At 68.2% G+C, this 17,694-nt stretch carries 15 protein-coding genes; 7 read left to right on the plus strand and 8 right to left on the minus strand.

The window, feature by feature from the left end; genetic code table 11:
* Positions 1 to 48: 48 nt before the first annotated feature.
* The 4 genes from MB1_RS01570 (at position 49) to MB1_RS01585 (ending at position 4,196) form a co-directional block, all read left to right on the plus strand.
* Entirely contained in the window at positions 49 to 396 is a 348-nt protein-coding gene (locus MB1_RS01570; protein ID WP_066902979.1) for a molybdopterin oxidoreductase, read from the plus strand.
* A complete protein-coding gene (nirB, locus tag MB1_RS01575) occupies positions 396 to 2,870 on the plus strand; it encodes a nitrite reductase large subunit NirB (protein ID WP_066902981.1) in 2,475 nt (824 codons plus the stop codon). The genes MB1_RS01570 and nirB overlap by 1 nt, the downstream gene beginning before the upstream one ends.
* Positions 2,867 to 3,220, plus strand: coding sequence for a Rieske (2Fe-2S) protein (locus tag MB1_RS01580; RefSeq protein WP_066902982.1), 354 nt, complete (start codon positions 2,867 to 2,869; stop codon positions 3,218 to 3,220). Before nirB ends, MB1_RS01580 begins: the two co-directional genes overlap by 4 nt.
* 151 nt (positions 3,221 to 3,371) lie before the next feature.
* Entirely contained in the window at positions 3,372 to 4,196 is an 825-nt protein-coding gene (locus MB1_RS01585) for a DUF559 domain-containing protein (RefSeq protein WP_245649974.1), read from the plus strand.
* Here MB1_RS01585 and MB1_RS01590 read toward each other — a convergent pair.
* The 7 genes from MB1_RS01590 to MB1_RS01625 all read right to left on the minus strand — a co-directional run bounded on the left by MB1_RS01590 (position 4,193) and on the right by MB1_RS01625 (position 15,221).
* A complete protein-coding gene (locus MB1_RS01590) occupies positions 4,193 to 8,449 on the minus strand; it encodes a bifunctional nitrate reductase/sulfite reductase flavoprotein subunit alpha (RefSeq protein WP_066902986.1) in 4,257 nt (1,418 codons plus the stop codon). The two genes, MB1_RS01585 and MB1_RS01590, sit on opposite strands and share 4 nt — an antisense overlap.
* 292 nt (positions 8,450 to 8,741) lie before the next feature.
* Complete coding sequence (locus tag MB1_RS01600) at positions 8,742 to 9,509, minus strand: acetoin reductase (RefSeq protein WP_066902990.1); 768 nt, start codon at positions 9,507 to 9,509, stop codon at positions 8,742 to 8,744.
* Positions 9,510 to 9,694: 185 nt separating this feature from the next.
* Positions 9,695 to 10,429 (minus strand): VOC family protein, encoded by a 735-nt coding sequence (locus MB1_RS01605; protein ID WP_066902992.1) that lies wholly within the window; start codon positions 10,427 to 10,429, stop codon positions 9,695 to 9,697.
* 39 nt (positions 10,430 to 10,468) lie between these two features.
* A complete protein-coding gene (locus tag MB1_RS01610; protein WP_066902994.1) occupies positions 10,469 to 12,226 on the minus strand; it encodes a Na/Pi cotransporter family protein in 1,758 nt (585 codons plus the stop codon).
* 65 nt (positions 12,227 to 12,291) lie between these two features.
* A complete protein-coding gene (pstS, locus tag MB1_RS01615; protein ID WP_218000159.1) occupies positions 12,292 to 13,425 on the minus strand; it encodes a phosphate ABC transporter substrate-binding protein PstS in 1,134 nt (377 codons plus the stop codon).
* A gap of 162 nt (positions 13,426 to 13,587) precedes the next feature.
* Entirely contained in the window at positions 13,588 to 14,463 is an 876-nt protein-coding gene (locus tag MB1_RS01620; protein WP_218000160.1) for an alpha/beta fold hydrolase, read from the minus strand.
* Positions 14,460 to 15,221, minus strand: coding sequence for a 3-hydroxybutyrate dehydrogenase (locus tag MB1_RS01625; RefSeq protein ID WP_066902998.1), 762 nt, complete (start codon positions 15,219 to 15,221; stop codon positions 14,460 to 14,462). The genes MB1_RS01620 and MB1_RS01625 overlap by 4 nt, the downstream gene beginning before the upstream one ends.
* A 152-nt stretch (positions 15,222 to 15,373) precedes the next feature.
* On the opposite strand from MB1_RS01625, the gene MB1_RS01630 reads away from it, so the two are divergent.
* A complete protein-coding gene (locus MB1_RS01630) occupies positions 15,374 to 15,856 on the plus strand; it encodes an SRPBCC family protein (protein WP_066903000.1) in 483 nt (160 codons plus the stop codon).
* 4 nt (positions 15,857 to 15,860) lie between these two features.
* On the opposite strand, the gene aroD is transcribed toward MB1_RS01630, so the two are convergent.
* Positions 15,861 to 16,652, minus strand: a complete 792-nt coding sequence (aroD, locus tag MB1_RS01635; protein WP_066903003.1) for a type I 3-dehydroquinate dehydratase — start codon at positions 16,650 to 16,652, stop codon at positions 15,861 to 15,863.
* A gap of 148 nt (positions 16,653 to 16,800) precedes the next feature.
* On the opposite strand from aroD, the gene MB1_RS01640 reads away from it, so the two are divergent.
* Together MB1_RS01640 and MB1_RS01645 are read left to right on the plus strand one after the other, a co-directional pair.
* Positions 16,801 to 17,211: a RelB antitoxin-like protein gene (locus MB1_RS01640; protein WP_066903006.1), complete on the plus strand. Its 411-nt coding sequence runs from the start codon at positions 16,801 to 16,803 to the stop codon at positions 17,209 to 17,211.
* Between the two features lie 59 nt (positions 17,212 to 17,270).
* Positions 17,271 to 17,648 carry a cytotoxic translational repressor of toxin-antitoxin stability system gene (locus MB1_RS01645; RefSeq protein ID WP_245649975.1) on the plus strand — a complete coding sequence of 126 codons (378 nt, stop codon included), beginning with the start codon at positions 17,271 to 17,273 and terminating at the stop codon, positions 17,646 to 17,648.
* Positions 17,649 to 17,694 lie beyond the last annotated feature (46 nt).

The raw sequence follows: 17,694 nt of genomic DNA on the forward strand, positions 1-17,694 counted from the left end.
AACACGTCGGCAAGCGGTGTTTTACGCGTCGTCGCGATAGTGGCTGATATGTCCAGCACACCGCACTTCCTACAAGGTGTCTTCACGTTCACCGGTGGCGGGCTGACCAAGCCGTCGCAGATCGACCCGGCCCTGTCCTACGTCGTCCCCTCCGGCCTGACCGCGCAGCCCTTGTACTTCCGCGGTGGCAACAGCAGCGACGAACTGATCTACGTCAGCCTCGTACGTGACGGTTCGGTGATGCGCATCTTCCCGATCGGCGCGAAGTCCTCGGTCAACGTCCCGCTGCGGGTGGTCGAGGACGTCGACCCGGACTCGACGCTGGAACTGATGCTCGCCGCCCCCGACGGCGCGACCGGCGAGGTCGTGATCGACTTCGGAATGATGGTGTTCTGATGCGCTCGCTCGTGGTGGTGGGCAACGGCATGGCCGGCGCCCGCACCGTCGAGGAAATCCTGGGCCGTGGCGGCGGGGAGCAGTTCGCCATCACGATGATCGGCGACGAGCCCTACGGCAACTACAACCGCATCATGCTCAGCCACGTCCTCGCCGGCGAAACGTCCGTGGACGACGACGATCTCATGCTCAACCCGATGGCCTGGTACTCCGAGAACGGTGTCACTCTCTACGCCGGGGACAGCGCGGAATCGATCGACCGCTTCGCCAAGACCGTCACCTGCGCGAGCGGGCGCGTCGTGCCCTACGACGTGCTGGTGATCGCGACCGGCTCCAATACGTTCTTCCCGAATATGGACGGCCTACGCGAGCCCGACGGGCATTTGGCGCGCGGGGTCTTCGGGTTCCGCACGATCGCCGACACCAACGGCATGCTGCAGATGGCCGGCTCGCGCGACCACCTCAAGGCGGTGGTGATCGGCGGCGGTTTGCTCGGCCTGGAGGCGGCCTACGGGCTCAAGACCCAGGGTGTCGACGTCGATGTGGTGCACTCCCCCGGTCACCTGATGAACCAGCAACTCGACGAGCGCGGCGGTCGGGTGTTGCGCAACAAGATCGAGTCCCTCGGCGTCGGGGTGTACACCGGTAAGCGCACCACCTCGGTGCTGCGCGCCGACGACGGTTCGGTTGCGGGCGTGGGGTTCACCGACGGCGAGTCGCTGCCCGCCGACATGATCGTGGTGACCGCCGGCATCCGCCCCAACGTCGAACTCGCCCGCCGCGGCGGCCTGGTGATCGAGCGCGGCATCGTCGTCGACGACCAGATGCGCTGCGAGGACGAGGGATCGATCTACGCGGTCGGCGAATGCGCCCAGCACCGCGGCGACCTCTACGGCCTGGTCGCGCCGCTGTGGGAACAGGCGGTCGTGTTGGCTGACGTGCTCTCGGGCGCCAATCCGACTGCGGCCTATCACGGTTCGCGGCTGACCACGAAACTCAAGGTCGCCGGGGTCGACGTCGCGGCGATGGGCGTCAAGGGACCCGAACGCGACGACGACGAGTTCGTCCAGTTCTACGAACCGCGCTCCGGCACCTACAAATCCGTGGTCGTGCGCGACAACAAGTTGATCGGCGCCATGCTGCTCGGCGATATCTCCAAGGCGAGCTTCCTGACGCAGGCCTTCGACGAGAAGGTGCCGCTGCCCGACGAGCGCATCTCGATGCTCTTCGACATGGGTACACCGTCGGCAGAGACCGGTGCCGCCGAACTCTCCGACGACGTGCAGGTCTGCAACTGCAACGGCGTCACCAAGGGCGCCATTGTCGCGTGTGTGCACGGCGGCGCCACAAGTGTCGCCGAGGTCTGCGCGGCCACCCGCGCCGGCAAGGGCTGCGGCTCGTGCAAGCAGATGGTCGCGGACATTGTCGAATTCGCCGCCGGCGACGCGTTGACCGTCGACGCCTCGGCCGACTGGTATGTCCCGGCGATCCCGCTGACCAAACCGGAGTTGATCGACGCGATCCGCCGCCAGGATCTGCGCTCGGTCACCGAGGTCTTCGCCGCCCTCGCCCCGAACGGCGAGGATGCCGCCGCGAAGATGCCGTTGGCGTCGCTGCTGCGGGTGGTGTGGGGCGCCGAATGGAAGCGCGAGCCGGGAGCGCTGTTCATCAACGACCGGGTACACGCCAATATCCAACGGGACGGCACCTTCTCGGTGGTGCCGCAGATGCGCGGCGGAGTCACCTCGCCGGAGCAACTGCGCAAGATCGCCGACGTCGCCGAGAAGTACAACATCCCGATGATCAAGGCGACCGGCGGCCAGCGCATCGACCTGCTCGGCGTGAAGAAGGAAGATCTACCCAAGGTGTGGAAAGACCTGGGGATGCCGTCCGGGTACGCCTACGGCAAGAGCTTCCGCACGGTGAAAACCTGTGTGGGCACCGACTATTGCCGCTTCGGCCTCGGCGACTCCACCGCCCTGGGCATCGCCCTCGAGACCCGCTACCAGGGGCTCGAGTCCCCGGCGAAGCTCAAATTGGCCGTGACCGGGTGTCCGCGCAATTGCGCGGAGTCGCTGTGCAAGGACTTCGGCGTCGTCGCGGTCGGCGACGGCAAGTGGGAGATCTACGTCGGCGGCGCGGCCGGCGCACACATCCGCAAGGGCGATCTGCTGGCGACGGCGGATTCGCCGGAGGAGGTGGTTCGCTTGTGCGGGCTGTTCATCCAGCACTACCGCGAACAGGGCAAGTGGCTCGAGCGCACCTACGCCTGGGTGCCGAGGGTGGGCATCGAGGAACTGCGCGCGATCCTGGTCGACGACCGCGACGGCCTGGTCGCGGGCCTGCAGGAGCGCATCGACGAGGCGGTCGCCGGCTACATCGACCCGTGGCTCGACCGGGAGGAGCCGAAGTCCCCGGCGCAGTTCACCTCGGCGCTGCCGTTGCTCCCATTGCCCATGGTGCCGGTCCGATGACCAGCGTCTCCAGCGAGGTCGCCGTCGGAGTGGCGGGGGACCTACTGCCGGGTGAGGGCCGGGCGTATGCGGTGGCGAATACGCAGATCGCGGTCTTCCGGATGACCGACGGCTCTTTGCGGGCGACGGATGCGGTGTGCCCGCACAAGGGCGGGCCGCTGGCCGATGGGCAGTTCGACCTCGGCCGTGGCCAGGCGGGCACCGGCGCATCCGATCTGGGCCAGGTGGTGTGCCCCTTGCACCAGTACGCGTTCCGGTTTGCCGATGGGGAGTGCAGTTCGGCCGGGATTGGGGCGGTGCGGGTGTACCGGGTCGAGGATCGGGGTGGGGAGATTGTGGTGTGGTTGTGAGGCGCTGTGCAAACCTGCACGTTCTTGAGGCGCCAAGACAATAGTCTCGTTCGCGGCCCAAAACCATGCAGGTTTGCACAGGCTGTTCCCTCTATCCACAGATCTGCGCACCCCCTCCCCTCGCCCGGCCGAACCGCAGATGCTGCAAGGCGTGGACAACAACCTGAGCGGCGTCGCCTCTCGGCACACCCTGCTGAAGACGGTTTCGCGCGCTGAACTTCAGCAACTGGTGCGCACCGGACAGCTCCGGCGAGTGCGGCGCGGCTGGTTCGCCGCGCCCAATGCCAACCCCACGGTGGTCTCGGCGGTGGCGGCCGGAGGTGTGCTGAGCTGCGTGTCCGCGCTCGCGCATTACGGAGTATGGGTGCCGCCGCAGGACCGCGTACATGTGCGCGCCCGAGACGCGGCAACTCGAGGAGACCGCAGCTTCTGCCGGCAACACGGCGGACCGGTAGCCGAGGACGGTGCCGTCGATGACATCCCCACCGCGCTTCGCCACGCGGTTCGCTGCTTGGACGACGAGGGGATCGTGGTCGTCTGCGACTCGCTCCGGAACCTGAAGCTGATGACGCCGACGGGGCTGACAGCGACGCTGCGGCGAGCCCCCGCGCGCATCCACAACCTGCTGGAACGCTGCGACGAAGCGGAGTCGGGGACCGAGACGATGGTCCGGTTGCGGCTGCGCAGCAAGGGGATCGAGGTCACCCCGCAGGTCCGGATCGACGGGATCGGCCGGGCCGATCTGCTGGTGGGTCGGCGGCTGATCCTGGAGGTCGACGGACGGATGTACCACGACAGCGCGGTGCGGTTCGAGGCCGACCGGCAGCGGGACCGCAACGCGGTGGAACGCGGCTACGTGGTGATTCGGCTGACCTACCGCCAGGTGCTGTACGACTGGCCTGCGGCGGAAGCGGCGATCCTGGAGGTGGTGCGCCGCCGCGACCACATCCGGTGGTTGCCCGGACAGACGCGCTAGTAGACGTCCCGGACGTAGCGCTTGTCGGCGGCGAGGGCCTTGACGTAACTCTCCGCGCTTCCGGGGGCGAGCTTGCCGAACTGCGCCACCACGCCCTTCAGCGCGGCGTCGACGTCCTTGGCCATGCGGTTCGCGTCGCCGCAGACGTAGATCGACGCGCCGTCGTGCAGCCAGCGGTAGAGCTCCTCGCCGTGCTCGCGCATGCGGTCCTGCACGTAGATCTTCGAGGTCTGGTCGCGGGAGAAGGCGACGTCGAGGCGGGTGAGCAAGCCATCGGCGAGCATCCCGGTCAGCTCGTCGCGGTAGTAGAAGTCGGTGGCGGCGTACTGCTCGCCGAAGAACAGCCAGTTCGGGCCGGTGTGGCCGAGTTCGCGGCGCTCGTGCAGGAAGGCGCGGAAGGGCGCGACGCCGGTGCCGGGGCCGATCATGATCATCGGCGCGGCCGGGTCCTCGGGCGGGCGGAAGTGCTTGGTGGGGGTGACGAAGATGCCGACGTCCTCACCCTCGGCGTGGTCGGCGAGGAAGGTGGAGCAGACCCCGGCGCGGGGGGTGCCGTGCACGTTGTAGCGGACGGCGGAGACGGTGAGCTGCACCTGATCGGGGCTGGTCAGCGGGCTCGACGAGATCGAATACTGCCGCGGGGCGAGCGGCTTGATGACGCTGACCCAGTCCGCGGCGGCGGCGCGCACCGGGTGGGCGGCGAGCAGGTCGACCGACTGGCGACCCCACGTCCAGGCGGTCAGCTTGTCCTTGTTGCCGGGCTCGACCAGCTCGCGCAGATCGGCGTCACCGGTGCGGTCGGCGGCGAACCGCATCAGCTCCGGAGTGATCTTGGCGAATTCGAGGCGCTCGCGCAAAGCGCGGCGCAGCGGCATCTCGCCGGCGTCGGGCAGATCGACCACCTCGTCGCCGTCCAGGCCGGTGGCGGTGAGCCACTCGTCGATCAGCGCCGGGTCATTGCGCGGCCACACCCCGAGGGCGTCGCCGGCGCGGTAAGAAAGCGAGTCGGCCGGCAAGTGGAAGCCGAAGCTGCGCACGTCCTTCTGCGAACCGTCGGCGTTGAGTTTGACGTTGCGCGCCAGCGAAGTGACGAAGGGGTTCTTGCGGGAATACGACGGAGCCACCGGTGCAGCGGGGCTCGTGCGGTCGGTCACCGTGGCCCCACCGACGGCGGTCGCACCGACACCGGCAGCGGGATCGGGGGCAGGGGTGCCGGAAGCAGGGGCGTCGGGGGCGGGGTCGGCAAGGATGTCGGTGACGGCGTCGAGCCAGCCGCCGGCGGCGTCCTCGTAGTCGGGCTCGCAGTCGACCCGGTCGAGGATGCGCTCGCCGCCGAGCTCGTCGATGCGCGCGTCGAGCTTGCGGCCGTGCCCGCAGAAGTCGTCGTAGCTCGAGTCGCCGAAGGCGAGCACCGCATAGCGCACCCCGGACAGGTCGGGGGCGCCATCGCCGTGCAGCGAATCCCAGAAGCTGCTGCCGTTGTCGGGTGGGTCGCCGTCGCCGGTGGTCGAGGTGACAAACAGGACGGTGTCGGCGTCGGCGAGGCCGGCGGTCCCGGCGTCGTCCATCGAGGCGACGGTGACGTGCCGACCGGAGCCGGAGACCCGCTCGACGCAGGCGGCGGCAAACTCCTCCGCGTTGCCCATCTGCGAGGCCCACAGGACGGCAACCTTTCCGCCGGGCTCCTCGGCGGGCGTGGCGACGCGGTCGGCCAGGGACGTTCCGGCCAGGACGCCGCCGGTGGGCAGACCCGCAGCAGGCGGTATCGCGGCGGGCAACGGCTCGCGGGAGAACATCCCGTCGAGGATGCCGCTCGCCCAGATGCGCGTCGATTCCGAGAGCGGAGCGCCGGCGGGTACGACCGGTCGACTACCGGCGGGTGGGTGGGCGCGCAGCCCGGCCACCAGTCCGGCCAGGGAGAGGCCCTCGGCGGGCGCAGGCTGCAGGGCCGGGGTGGTGACGCCGAAAGCGGCGGCCAGGGCGTCGAAGTCGATAGCCGCGGCCGACCCGAACGCAGCCGACCCTCCGGTACCGGATCCGCCGGGAACGGGCGAGGAATCGTCGGTCACGGGCACCTCCGCGGGGACGCGGGTCAGCGCGACGGCGCAGACCTTGAACTCGGGCTGCTGCGAGAGCGGATCGATCGCGTCGGAGGTCACCGCGTTGATCGACAGGTCCTCGCCGAACATGTCGTTCCAGTGGAAGGGCACAAAGGTGTTGCCCGGCCGCACCCGGTCGGAGATGCGCGCCGGCAGGACTGCGCGGCCGCGGCGGGAGACGATCTCGATGCGGTCGTCCGGGCCGATGTCCAGGCGGGCGGCGTCGTCGGGGTGGATCTCGGCAAAGGGCTCGGGGGCGAGCTTGTTGAGCTTCGCGACCCGGCCGGTCTTGGTGAGGGTGTGCCAGTGGTGCGGCAGCCGGCCGGTGTTGAGCAGGAAGGGGAAGTCGTCGTCGGGCATCTCGGCCGGGTCGACGTGCGGGCGGGCGAAGAACTGGGCGCGCCGGTTCGGGGTGGCAAAGGCCAACGCCGGGACCGAGCCGTCGGGGTTGCGGTGCAGGGTTTGGCTGACCCCGTCGTTGAGATAACGGATCGGGTGGCGGCCGTCGGGCGTTGAATCCTCGGGCGGGCAGGGCCACTGGGTGGGGGTACGGCGCAGCCCGTCGTAGGTGATGCCGCGCAGGTCATAGCCGGTGCGGGGGTTCGCGAAGGCGCGGATCTCATCGAAGATCTGCTCGGCGCGCTCGTAGGAGAACGCCTCCTTGTAGCCCATCTCGCAGGCGATGCGGGCGATGATCTCCCAGTCGGGCAGCGCCTCGCCGGGGGCGTCGACCACCGGTTCGAAGAGGGTCACATTGCGTTCGGAGTTGACCATGGTGCCGGTCGACTCGGTCCACAGCGTCGCGGGCAGGGCGACGTCGGCGTAGACGTTGGTTTCGGTGTCGGCGAAGACGTCCTGGGTGATCACCAGGTCGGCGCGGGTCAGCCCGTCGATGACGTTCGAGCGGTTGGCGACGGAGGCGACCGGGTTGGTGCAGATGATCCAGCAGGCCTTGATCTCGCCGGCGACCATGCGTTCGAACATGTCGATCGTGCCGCCGCCGACGTCGGTGCGCACCGTGCCCGGGTCGAGGCCCCACTGCGTTTCGACAAACGCCCGGTCGGCGTCGGCGAGGACGGCGCGCTGGCCGGGCAGGCCCGGTCCCATGTAGCCCATTTCGCGGCCGCCCATCGCATTGGGCTGCCCGGTCAGCGAGAACGGCCCGCTGCCGAGCCGGCAGATCGCGCCCGTCGCCAGATGCAGGTTGACCAGGGCGTTCGTATTCCAGGTGCCGTGCGTGGACTGGTTGAGGCCCATCGTCCAGCAGCTCATCCAATTGCCGGCGGTGCCGATCATCTCCGCGGCGGCGCGCAGGTCGGCCTCGGGAATGCCGGTGATCTCCGCGACCCGTTCCGGCGGGTACTGCGCGGCGAAGTCGGACATCTGATCGAAGCCGTCCGTGTACTCCGCGACGAAGTCGTTGTCGATGTACCCGCCGGTGATCAGCAGGTGCAGGAGCCCATTGAGCAGGGCGAGGTCGGTACCCGCCTTGACCTGTAGGAACAGGTCGGCCTTGTCGGCGGAGGCGGTGCGGCGGGGGTCGACGACGATCAGCTTCGCGCCCGCCTTGATGCGGTCCATCATCCGCAGGTGCAGGATCGGATGGCAGTCGGCGATATTCGAGCCGATGACGAAGAAGACGTCGGCGTGGTCGAAGTCCTGGTACGAGCCGGGCGGGCCGTCGGCGCCGAGGGACTGCTTGTAGCCGGTGCCCGCGCTGGCCATGCAGAGCCGGGAGTTCGACTCGATCCACTTGGTGCCGATGAACCCCTTGGCCAGCTTATTGCTCAGGTACTGCGCCTCCATCGACATCTGCCCGGAGACGTAGAGGGCGACCGCGTCGGGGCCGTGTTCGTCGATGATCGCGCGCAGCCGGCGGGCGGTGTCGGTGATGACCCGGTTCATATCGCCGGGCATCGGAGGGACGCCGCGCTCGGGGCGCACCATCGGGCGGGTGAGCCGGCCGCCGGAGTTGAGCATGTCGGCGGTGGTCGAGCCCTTGGTGCACAGTCGGCCGAAGTTGGTGGGGTGGTCCTTGCGGCCGGTGGTCTTGGTGACCACCCGAACGCCGTCGTGTTCGTCGGAGGCGATGTCCATGCCGCAGCCGACGCCGCAGTAGGCGCACAGGGACTGCACGACGCGGGCCGCGGTCATGGCGCCGTCCCGTTCGCGTTCATGATTCCAGCGTCCGGTAGGCGTGTTTCAGCGATCCGAGACCGGGGTTACACCCCTGTTTACGTGATCTCTCCACTCCGACGGCGGGGCGGTGAGGGTGGCCGCGGATGCACCGCGGCCACCCTGACGGCGCCGGTCACCAACGCTGCGACGACCAGCAACACCATTCCGACGCCGAAGACCGCCGCGGTCAACACAACCCACGTCCAGGTCAGGACGGCATCGACCGCCGCCCGCACCGCACCCGGGCGACCGGCCTTCGACGCCGACATCATCGGTAGACCAGCCCGCCGTCGATCAATACCGCCTGTCCGGTCATGTAGTCCGAATCCGGTCCCGCCAGATAGGAGACGAACGCGGCGACATCCTCGGGGGTCTGCGCCCGCCCGAGCGCGATTCCGCCGACGTACTTGTCGTACGTCTCGCCCTCGGCAGCGCCGGTCAGCTCCGCGAAGCGCTTGTCGATGTCGACCCACATATCGGTTCCCACGACACCGGGGCAGTAGGCGTTGACGGTAATCCCGTGCGCGGCATACTCCTTGGCGGCCGCCTGAGTCAGCGCACGGACGGCAAACTTTGTGGCGCTGTACACGCCGAGCAGGGCGAAGCCGTCGTGCCCGGCGATCGATGACGCGTTGATGATCTTGCCGGACTGTCCCAACGCCTGGAACTTCGCGGCAGCGGCCTGGATTCCCCACAGCACACCGTCGACGTTGACCGACCAGATCTTCGCGACGTCGGCGGGCCGCACATCGTCGATGGGGGCAACCTGCGCGATACCGGCGTTGTTGATGATCACATCGAAGCCGCCCAACGCCTCGTGCGCATGGTCGACCGCCGCGAACACCTGGTCGCGGTCGCCCACGTCGGTGACGAAGGTCGTCGCCTTGGCGCCGATCTCGCGGACCTCCGCGGCCACCGACTCGATTCCCTCGGCATTGACATCGACCAGTGCGATGTCGTGGCCGTCACGGGCCAGCCGCAGTGCGATTCCCCGACCGATTCCGCGACCACCACCGGTCACGAGCACGACGCTCATGCGCGCACCTCCGACAGTGCGCTCGGACGCTTGTACTCCGCTGTACGCATCAGCTTCTCCTGATTCCTGGGCTCACCCGATAGGCACCATGGTGATGTGAGCTACGGCACATTCACCAGGGTTGCAGGGAGTTGCAGTGCGGCGGTTCCCTTCCCGGCGGGTCGAGCACCCGTCCCGGGCGGGACTCAGCGTCCGGTGGCGCGGAAGCTCAGGCCGTGGATGTCGGCTCCCGCGTGGGCGCCGGTGAGGCTGACCGCGGTGATCGCCTCCCGGTCGCCGGAGACGAATTCGATGGTCCCGCCCGGCAGCGGGATGGTGGCGTCGACCGGGTCGATCCCCAGCACGGTCGACAGCTCCGCGCAGGCCTTCGGCGGGTCGATGGAGGTGATCTGCAGCGCGGCGAGGTCGTACGGGCCGCGTTCGACGGTGCCGGGCGCGATATCACCGTGGATCTGCTCGCGGGGCGGGTCGTAGGTGATGAAGAACGGCATCCAGGGGTAGCGGTCGCAACCGGCAAAGACCTCGACGAACGAGACTCCGTGTTCGAAGAGGTCGACGTCGAATTCCGCGACCTCGTAGCCGAGATCCCGTAGCCGTTTCGCGGTGCTGCGAGCATCGGTGACGTTGATCGCGAAGGTGATCGCGCCGTTCCCGCCACGCAGCGCGTCGATGGCCGGGGTGAGCAGCTCGACCCGGCGCTCGTAGCGCGATCGGTGCAGGTCACCGTGGTCGGTGACGCTCAGGATTTCGATATACCGGGCGTCGAGCCGCCAGCCACCGTTCTGGAAGCCGTCGACCACCGGGTTGCTGTGGGCGGGAAGCCCCGCCGCGCGGTACTCGGCCACGGCGGCGGGGACATCCCGAACCCAGTGCAGCAGGTGGTCGAACGCAGGCTTCTCGACCGACTCGACGCTGTCCATCCCGGCAATCCTAAGCGGCCGGCGACCCTGAGCGAACCCTCAGCGGGATACCGCTCCGATGACCTGGTCGACATCCCGATCGACGGTCCCGCGCTGCTGCTCGATGCGATCCATCAGGCTCTCCGCCCGCTCCAGCGAACCGAGCAATGCGAACAGCGCGCCCTTCTCACCGGGCTCGACACCGGGGGTGTCGATGATCTCCCGGCGCAGGCCCTCGAAGTTCAGCGGCACGTCGGCGCCCGCCACCCGGTCGGCGGCGGCAACCCCGTCACCGTTGACCTCGGGGGTCTCGGCGACGAGCAGTTCGGCCTCGCCGTCGGTGACGAGGCGTTCGGCCGGCGCTTCCGGCGACGGCACCTCGACCAGATGCTCGAGGCGACGATCGAGACGGCCGAGACCGACGTCGAGGATCGCCCGGCCGGCCGGGCTGAACTCGTCGCGCTTCATCCGTCGTGCGATCTGCGCGAGCGTCTCGTTCAGCGATCCGGCGAAGTCGATCTCCTCGATCATGTCGGCGACCAGGGCGACCTGCTCCCGCTCGAGCGGGCGATCGAGCACCGCCGCCGCGTAGGAACGGATCTCTCGCGACAGGCTGTCCATCGAGTCGTAGTGGTCCGCGGGATCGTCCGGGGCGTTCTTCTGTCCGCGAGCGATGTCGAGGAAGCGGGTGCTGCCCTCGAGGGTGCGGGCGATCTCGTTGCGCATCGCCGGCACCGCCGCCGAGTAGTCGCCGATGATCTTGCGGTCGAGGTACTTCGGCAGCGAGTAGTCCTCGAGGTCCTCGTCCTCGGTATGCCCGATGCGGCTGAGGACCCGTTCGAAGACGTTGACGAAGGGGAACAGGATCAGCACGTTGAAGATATTGAAGAAGATCGAGAACAGGCCCACCGCAACGGGAACGAGGGGAAAGGTTTCGTTGCCGTCGATGACGACCGGGACGCCGGGGTCACCGCCGAAGAAGCCCATCACCCAGGTGAGCACCTGGATCGCGGGGAAGAACAGCGCCAACACCACGCTGACGCCGATGAAGTTGAACGCGATGTGCGCGTATGCGGTTCGTTTCGCGTTCTTCGACAGGTTGAGCGAGGCGATCCACGAGGTGATCGTGGTGCCCAGGTCGGCGCCGATCGCGAAGGCGATAGCGGTCTTCCACTCCAGGACGCCGGAGGCGCCGAGGCCCATCACGATGCCGATCGTGGCGGACGACGAGTGGATCATCGCGGTGACGAGGGCGGCGATCAGCGCGCAGGTCAGCACGCCGAAGAAGGTCGAGGCGTCCAGGTTGGACAGCACCGCCATCACCTGCGGCATCTCCCGCAGCGGCTTGAGGCCGCCGGTCATCAGGTTGAGGCCGTAGAAGATCAGTGAGAAGCCCATCGCGGCCAGGGCGATATTGCGCAGCTTCTCGGTCTTGCCGAAGACGTAGATCACCGCGAAGATGCCGCTGAACAGCAGGCCGATCGGGCCGAGCGGCAGGGCGATCAGGCCGTTGCCGAGGGTGGTGCCGATATTGGCGCCCATGACGACGCCGATCGCGCCGCGCAGGGACAGCACGCCGGCATTGACCAGGCCGACGGTCATGACGGTCATCGCGGTGGACGACTGGATGATGCCGGTGATGATCGTGCCGGCCATCACGCCCTTGGCGGGGCTGCCGGCCATCTTCGCCAGCCACTGGCGCATCTTGTTGACCGACAACGCCTGGATGCCGCGGTCCATGAACTCGAGACCGAGCAGGAAGATGCCCAGACCGCCGATGACGGGGACCAGGATGTCCTTGAATACATCTACGTCCATGAACGGACCTTTCTCGGATGTGCTGCTTCGGACGCCGCGGGTGCGCCCGGCCGGGGAGCGGGCGGTCAGACGGCCCGGTAGTCGAAGACGTCCTGCCAATAGCCGTGGACGGCGGTGACCGCGGCGGTGGGCAGGGGCAGATAGCCGAGGTCGGAGGCCTCGGTGTCGTAGCGATCGAGCAGGTAGTTGAGGTAGGCGAGCGTGCGCGGGGTGTCGCTGGTCTGCTCGCGCCGGAGCATCGCGTAGATCGCCACCGTCATCGGGTAGGCGGCCGGATCGGTCACCTCGGGGACCGAGGACGCGAAGTTGTCGTCCGCCGACCAGGACACGTCGCTGACCGCAGCGGACATCGCTTCCGGGGTCGGACCGGTGAAAGCGCCTCCGGCATTGAGCAACTCGACGGTGCGCAGCCCGGCGCGGACGGTCTGACCGGCTTCGACGTAGCCGATCGCGCCGGGGCGTTCGGCGAGCGCGGTCAACATACCGCTGCTGCGCTCCACGCCGGTGCCGGTCGGCCAGGTCAGGGTGGTGGCGGTGCCGAGGTCCCAGTCCGGGCTGCCCGTCGCCAGGTACGAGGTGAACCCGTAGGTCGAGCCGGAGCCGTCGCTGCGGTGGATCGGGTCGATCGCCAACTCGGGGAGCGCGAGATCGGGATTGAGCGCGACGAGCGCCGGGTCGTTCCAGCTGGTGATATCACCGCGGTAGATCGCCGACAATGTCGCCGCGTCCAATCGAAGCGGCGCATTGTCCGGAATGTCCAAATTATGCGCGACGGCTATCGCACCGGCGGCGATGGGGAATTGCACCGCATCACGTTCGGTGAGAGCCTCCGCCGACAACGGATAATCGGCGACGGCGAAGTCGACGTCCGGTTCGGACAGGCGCATGATGCCGCCGAGCGAGCCCACCGGTTCGTAGCTGATGCCCTGTCCGGACAACACCCAGTCGTTGCCGGTCTGCGTCGGCCGGTCGGGATTATCCGCGGTCTGCGCGTTGCGAAATGCGTTGGCGGACTGCACGATCAACGGTTGCGCCAGGGTCGATCCCGCGCCGATCACCTCGGTCTGGCGGCCGGAATTGACCATGATGATCGCGATGATGCCGACGATGATCGCCACGAACAGTGGCATCAGAAGTCGGCGTCGCCTCCCCGATTTGGTATCCAGAACGGGTACCCCGTCATCAACGCTGCCGAGCATCGGCTTTCCTCCGCACGTCGAGCACATTCGAGCAAACATTTCGATGGCCGAATGGGGCCGACGATGATGTTCATATTCGAAAGTGAACGACGTGCGGCATCTCGGGGATGTCCGGGATGACGGGAATGTGGAGCTTTGGTAACCGTGGGTCGGAAAACCGAGTTAACGCCCGACTTCGGGTTTCCTTGTGGGCGCCTTACCTATTGCCTGCGCCACAATGGGCGCGCCCGGGCCAAGAACGATGGTGTAGTGGTTCACATCCGGTACGTCGACGACGTCGGTGCGCAGTAAGTCGGCGATCTCCCCGACCCGCTCGTCCGGATAGAGCGGCGGCACCTCGTCGAACAAACCTCTTGGGGCACGCAGGAATTCGATCGGCTGCGGCAGAGCCGCCAGCGCCTCCCGATAGCCATTGCGACCGTCGAGTTCGACGACATTCGTCAGCACCGCGTCGGCGTTGACCGACGAACGCAGATGTGGTTCGACACCGACCAGATCGTGATCGACGTAGTCGCTCAGGTCGTCGTTCCAATACGGGCCGAGCGCCGGATGCGCCTGCCAGAAGCGCCGATAGGCCGACCGGTCCGGAAACTCGACCGACAGGCGCTGCATCGCCGGCCCCAGCGCCGCGGCGGGATCGTCGACCGTGGGCAGGGGGACACCCCCGTCGACGAGGACGAGCGCCGAGACCCGGTCCGGATGCCGATCCGCCAGGGCGGCAGCGACGAAAGCGCCCATCGAATGTCCCACCACCACTACCGATTCGACACCGGCGTCGTCGAGGACTGCGATCAGGTCGGCGACATGGGATGCGAAGTCGTATGGGGCGGGCAGGGTTCCGGAGGCACCGCGGCCGCGCAGGTCCGGAGCGATCACCCGCACCCCGGGCAGTTCGCGGGCGACGGCGGCCCAACTGCGACTGTTGGCGGTGATGCCGTGGATCGCCAGGACGGTCGAGGCACCGTCCGGGGTGTAGACGGTGCCCCCGAGGACGCCGCCGGCCACCGGTACGGCCAGGTCGGTGAGCGAGGTGGTCACCGGGAGGTCCAGCCGCCGTCCATCGTGTACGAGGCGCCGTTGACCATGCCGGCGACCGGACTGGCCAGCCAGGTCACCAGGGAGGCGACCTCGGCGGGTTCGACCAGCCGCTTGACCGCCGATTCGGTCAGCATGATCTTCTCGACGACGTCGGACTCCGGGATGCCGTGCACCCGGGCCTGGTCGGCGATCTGCTTCTCCACCAACGGGGTCCGCACGTAGCCGGGGTTGACGCAGTTGCTGGTTACCCCGTGTGGGCCGCCCTCGAGCGCGGTCACCTTGGACAGACCCTCGAGACCGTGCTTGGCGGCGACATAGGCGGACTTGAACGGGGAGGCCCGCAGCCCGTGGACGCTGGAGATATTGATGACCCGGCCGTAACCGCGCTCGTACATCCCCGGCAGCGCCGCGCGGATCAACAGGAACGGCGAGTCGAGCATGATCGCCATGATCCGGCGGTACTTGGCATAGTCGAAGTCCTGGATCGGACTGACGTGCTGAATACCGGCGTTGTTGATCAGAATGTCGGTGTCGAGGCTCAACTCGGCCTGCGCGTCGGTGTCGGTGAAGTCGATCACCCAGGCCTCGCCACCGATCTCGGCGGCGACGCGCTCGGCGGCCTCCGCGTTCACGTCGGCGACCCGCACCTTGACACCCTGTTCGGCGAGCGCAGCGGCGCACGCCGCCCCGATGCCACTGGCACCGCCGGTGATGACCGCGCGCTTGCCCGCCAATCCCTGTTCCGCACCCTGCGACATGGGTCCAGCCTGGCACGCGGACCCTCCTGTTGGTGGGGCCTTCCGCAATACCGCCCGCTCGGGTAGTTCGAACCCCCATTTCGACGGGGTCCGAGGGTTAGTGTCGGCGACGGGCCGTCCGCGCGGCTCGTTCCCGACCCGAGGAGGTTGTCGTGTCCGATCGAACCGAATCCACCGCCGATCCGATCCTCGAGGAGTCGGTGCACATCGCCGCGCCGCCGGCGCGGGTCTGGGAGACGATCGCCGATATCCGGCGCATGCCGGAGTGGAGTCCGCAGGTCGAATCGACCCGGTTGCGCTCCGGTTTCGACACGGTCGACCTCGGCGCGCAGTTCAGCAGCCGCAATGTGCGCGGCGAATTCGCCTGGATCACCCGCGGCGAGATCGTGCGCTTCGAGCCGTCGACCACGCTGGCGTTCCGCATCCTGGAAAACCACGCGATCTGGTCGTTCACGCTGGTGCCGGACGGTGACGGCACGCTGCTGACCGAGCGGCGCGAATCCCCGGACGGGCTGTCCGACGCCTCGCACGCCGTGGTCGAGCAGTACCTGGGTGGGGCGGAGACCTTCACCGCCGAGATGCGCGCCGGGATGCGCGAAACTCTGGGACGGATCCGCACCGCCGTCGAAAGCTGAGCCCCTAGCGCCGGCTGTGCAGCAGGTCCAGGACCCCGCGCAGCTCGGCCGCCTCCACCTGACCGGGCGCGCTGGCGGTACCGACCGAACCGAAGGTCAGGCAGGAGCCGAAGGTCTCCCCCGCCAATCGGGAGATCACCCCGAGTCCACCCATCGACATGGTGATCGCGGGGCGTGCGCCCGGGTCGGCGGTGTACTCGGCGGTCGCGTCGAGCAGGGTCAGCACGTCGCGGGCGTCGCGCGGCATCACCGCGATCTTGACGACGTCGGCGCCCGCCTTCTGCTGGGTACGCAGCCGTTCGACGATCTCGTCCTTCGGCGGGGTGGCGGCGAAGTCGTGCGAGCTCATCACCACGACCACCCCGGCGCCGTGGGCGGCGGCGACGACGCGGGCGAGGGTGGCCGGCTCGGTGAACATCTCGACGTCGATCGCGTCGACCTCGCCGCCGGCGATCGCCGCGTACAGCAGCTTTTCGTAGGCGTCGGGAGTGATCTCGCGCTGCCCACCCTCGAGGCGGCTGCGGAAGGTCAGCAGGATCGGCAACGTCTCGGGCAGCGCGGCGCGCACCCCGGCGATCGCCGCCCGCACGGCCTCGGTCGTCTCGTCCCGCAGGAAGTCGATCCGCAGTTCGACGACGTCGATCACCTCGGTCGGCAACTTCGCGGCGTCAGCCCGCAGTCCCTCGACCGTGTCGGCGACCAGGGGGACGCAGAGCGCGGGCCGACCGACGCCGAGCACCGTCGAACGCAGGGTGACGCCGGTCGTTGCCGTGGTGTCGAGATCTCCGCCGGTCATCGGATCAGCGTAATGCGCCCGCAGAAGCGCGGGAGCCGCATCGCCCGGTCGGCAACTCTTCGCATGTACCCCGGTCGGCAGACCTCCACATGTACCCCGGTCGCTAGACCTCCGCATGTACACTGTGTACACGATGGAAGGTGGAGCCATGGGCGCCGGTGTTGAGTACGAGACCGTTCGTGAAGCTCGGGATCATTTGAAGGACATCCTGGACGCGGCGGACGCCGGCACGCCCGTGACCGTCGTCCGCGACTCCCGCCGGGTCGCCGCCGTCGACGCCGATCGGCTGGTTCGCTTCCTGATCGGGGTCCGGCCATCGGGGGCCAAGGCGATCGCGGAGAACGACGGCTGGTCGCTGTTCATCCCCGGGGTTCCGGTCGCCGGTGATGGCGCGACCCTGGACGACGCCGTGGAGGAGATGATCGACGCCTTGCGCGACTACGCCATCGACTGGGTGGATCACCTGCGGAATGCCCCCAATCATGCCGACAACTGGGCTCTCGTGCAGATCGTGTCCCTGGCCTCGGACGAGCAACTGCGCGACTGGCTGCTGGCCTGAAATCGATGGCGCAACGACACCGACCCGCCACGCGGACCGACCACCACACGTTCTGCACGGTGGAGGGCTGGTCCCAGCGACGCAGCGCCACCGGCAGACGCGGGACCCACCACGTCAATTTCGAGTTGGCCCTCCCCGACGGCCGCATCCTGTACACCCGGATCAGCCATCCGGTCGATCGCACGGACTACGGACCCGGGATCTGGAAGCACATCCTGCGGGATCAACTCGATGTCACGGACTCCGAGTTCTGGGCCTGCGTACTCGACAAGGTGCTGCCCGACCGGGGCCGGATCGAGGTGCCCACCGAAGCGATCCCGGCGGGAGTGGTCCGCGTCCTCGTTCGGGAAGCGCACATCCCAGAGGCCGAGGTGCGAGCCATGACCAAGGCCGAAGCCCTTAAACGACTCACCGATCACTACCAGCGCGAGCAATGACCGACGCGCAACCGGCCCCGGCGGTGATCACCCAAGCACTACAGTT

The sequence above is a fragment of the Millisia brevis NBRC 105863 genome (assembly GCF_001552615.1).
Lineage (GTDB): Bacteria > Actinomycetota > Actinomycetes > Mycobacteriales > Mycobacteriaceae > Millisia > Millisia brevis.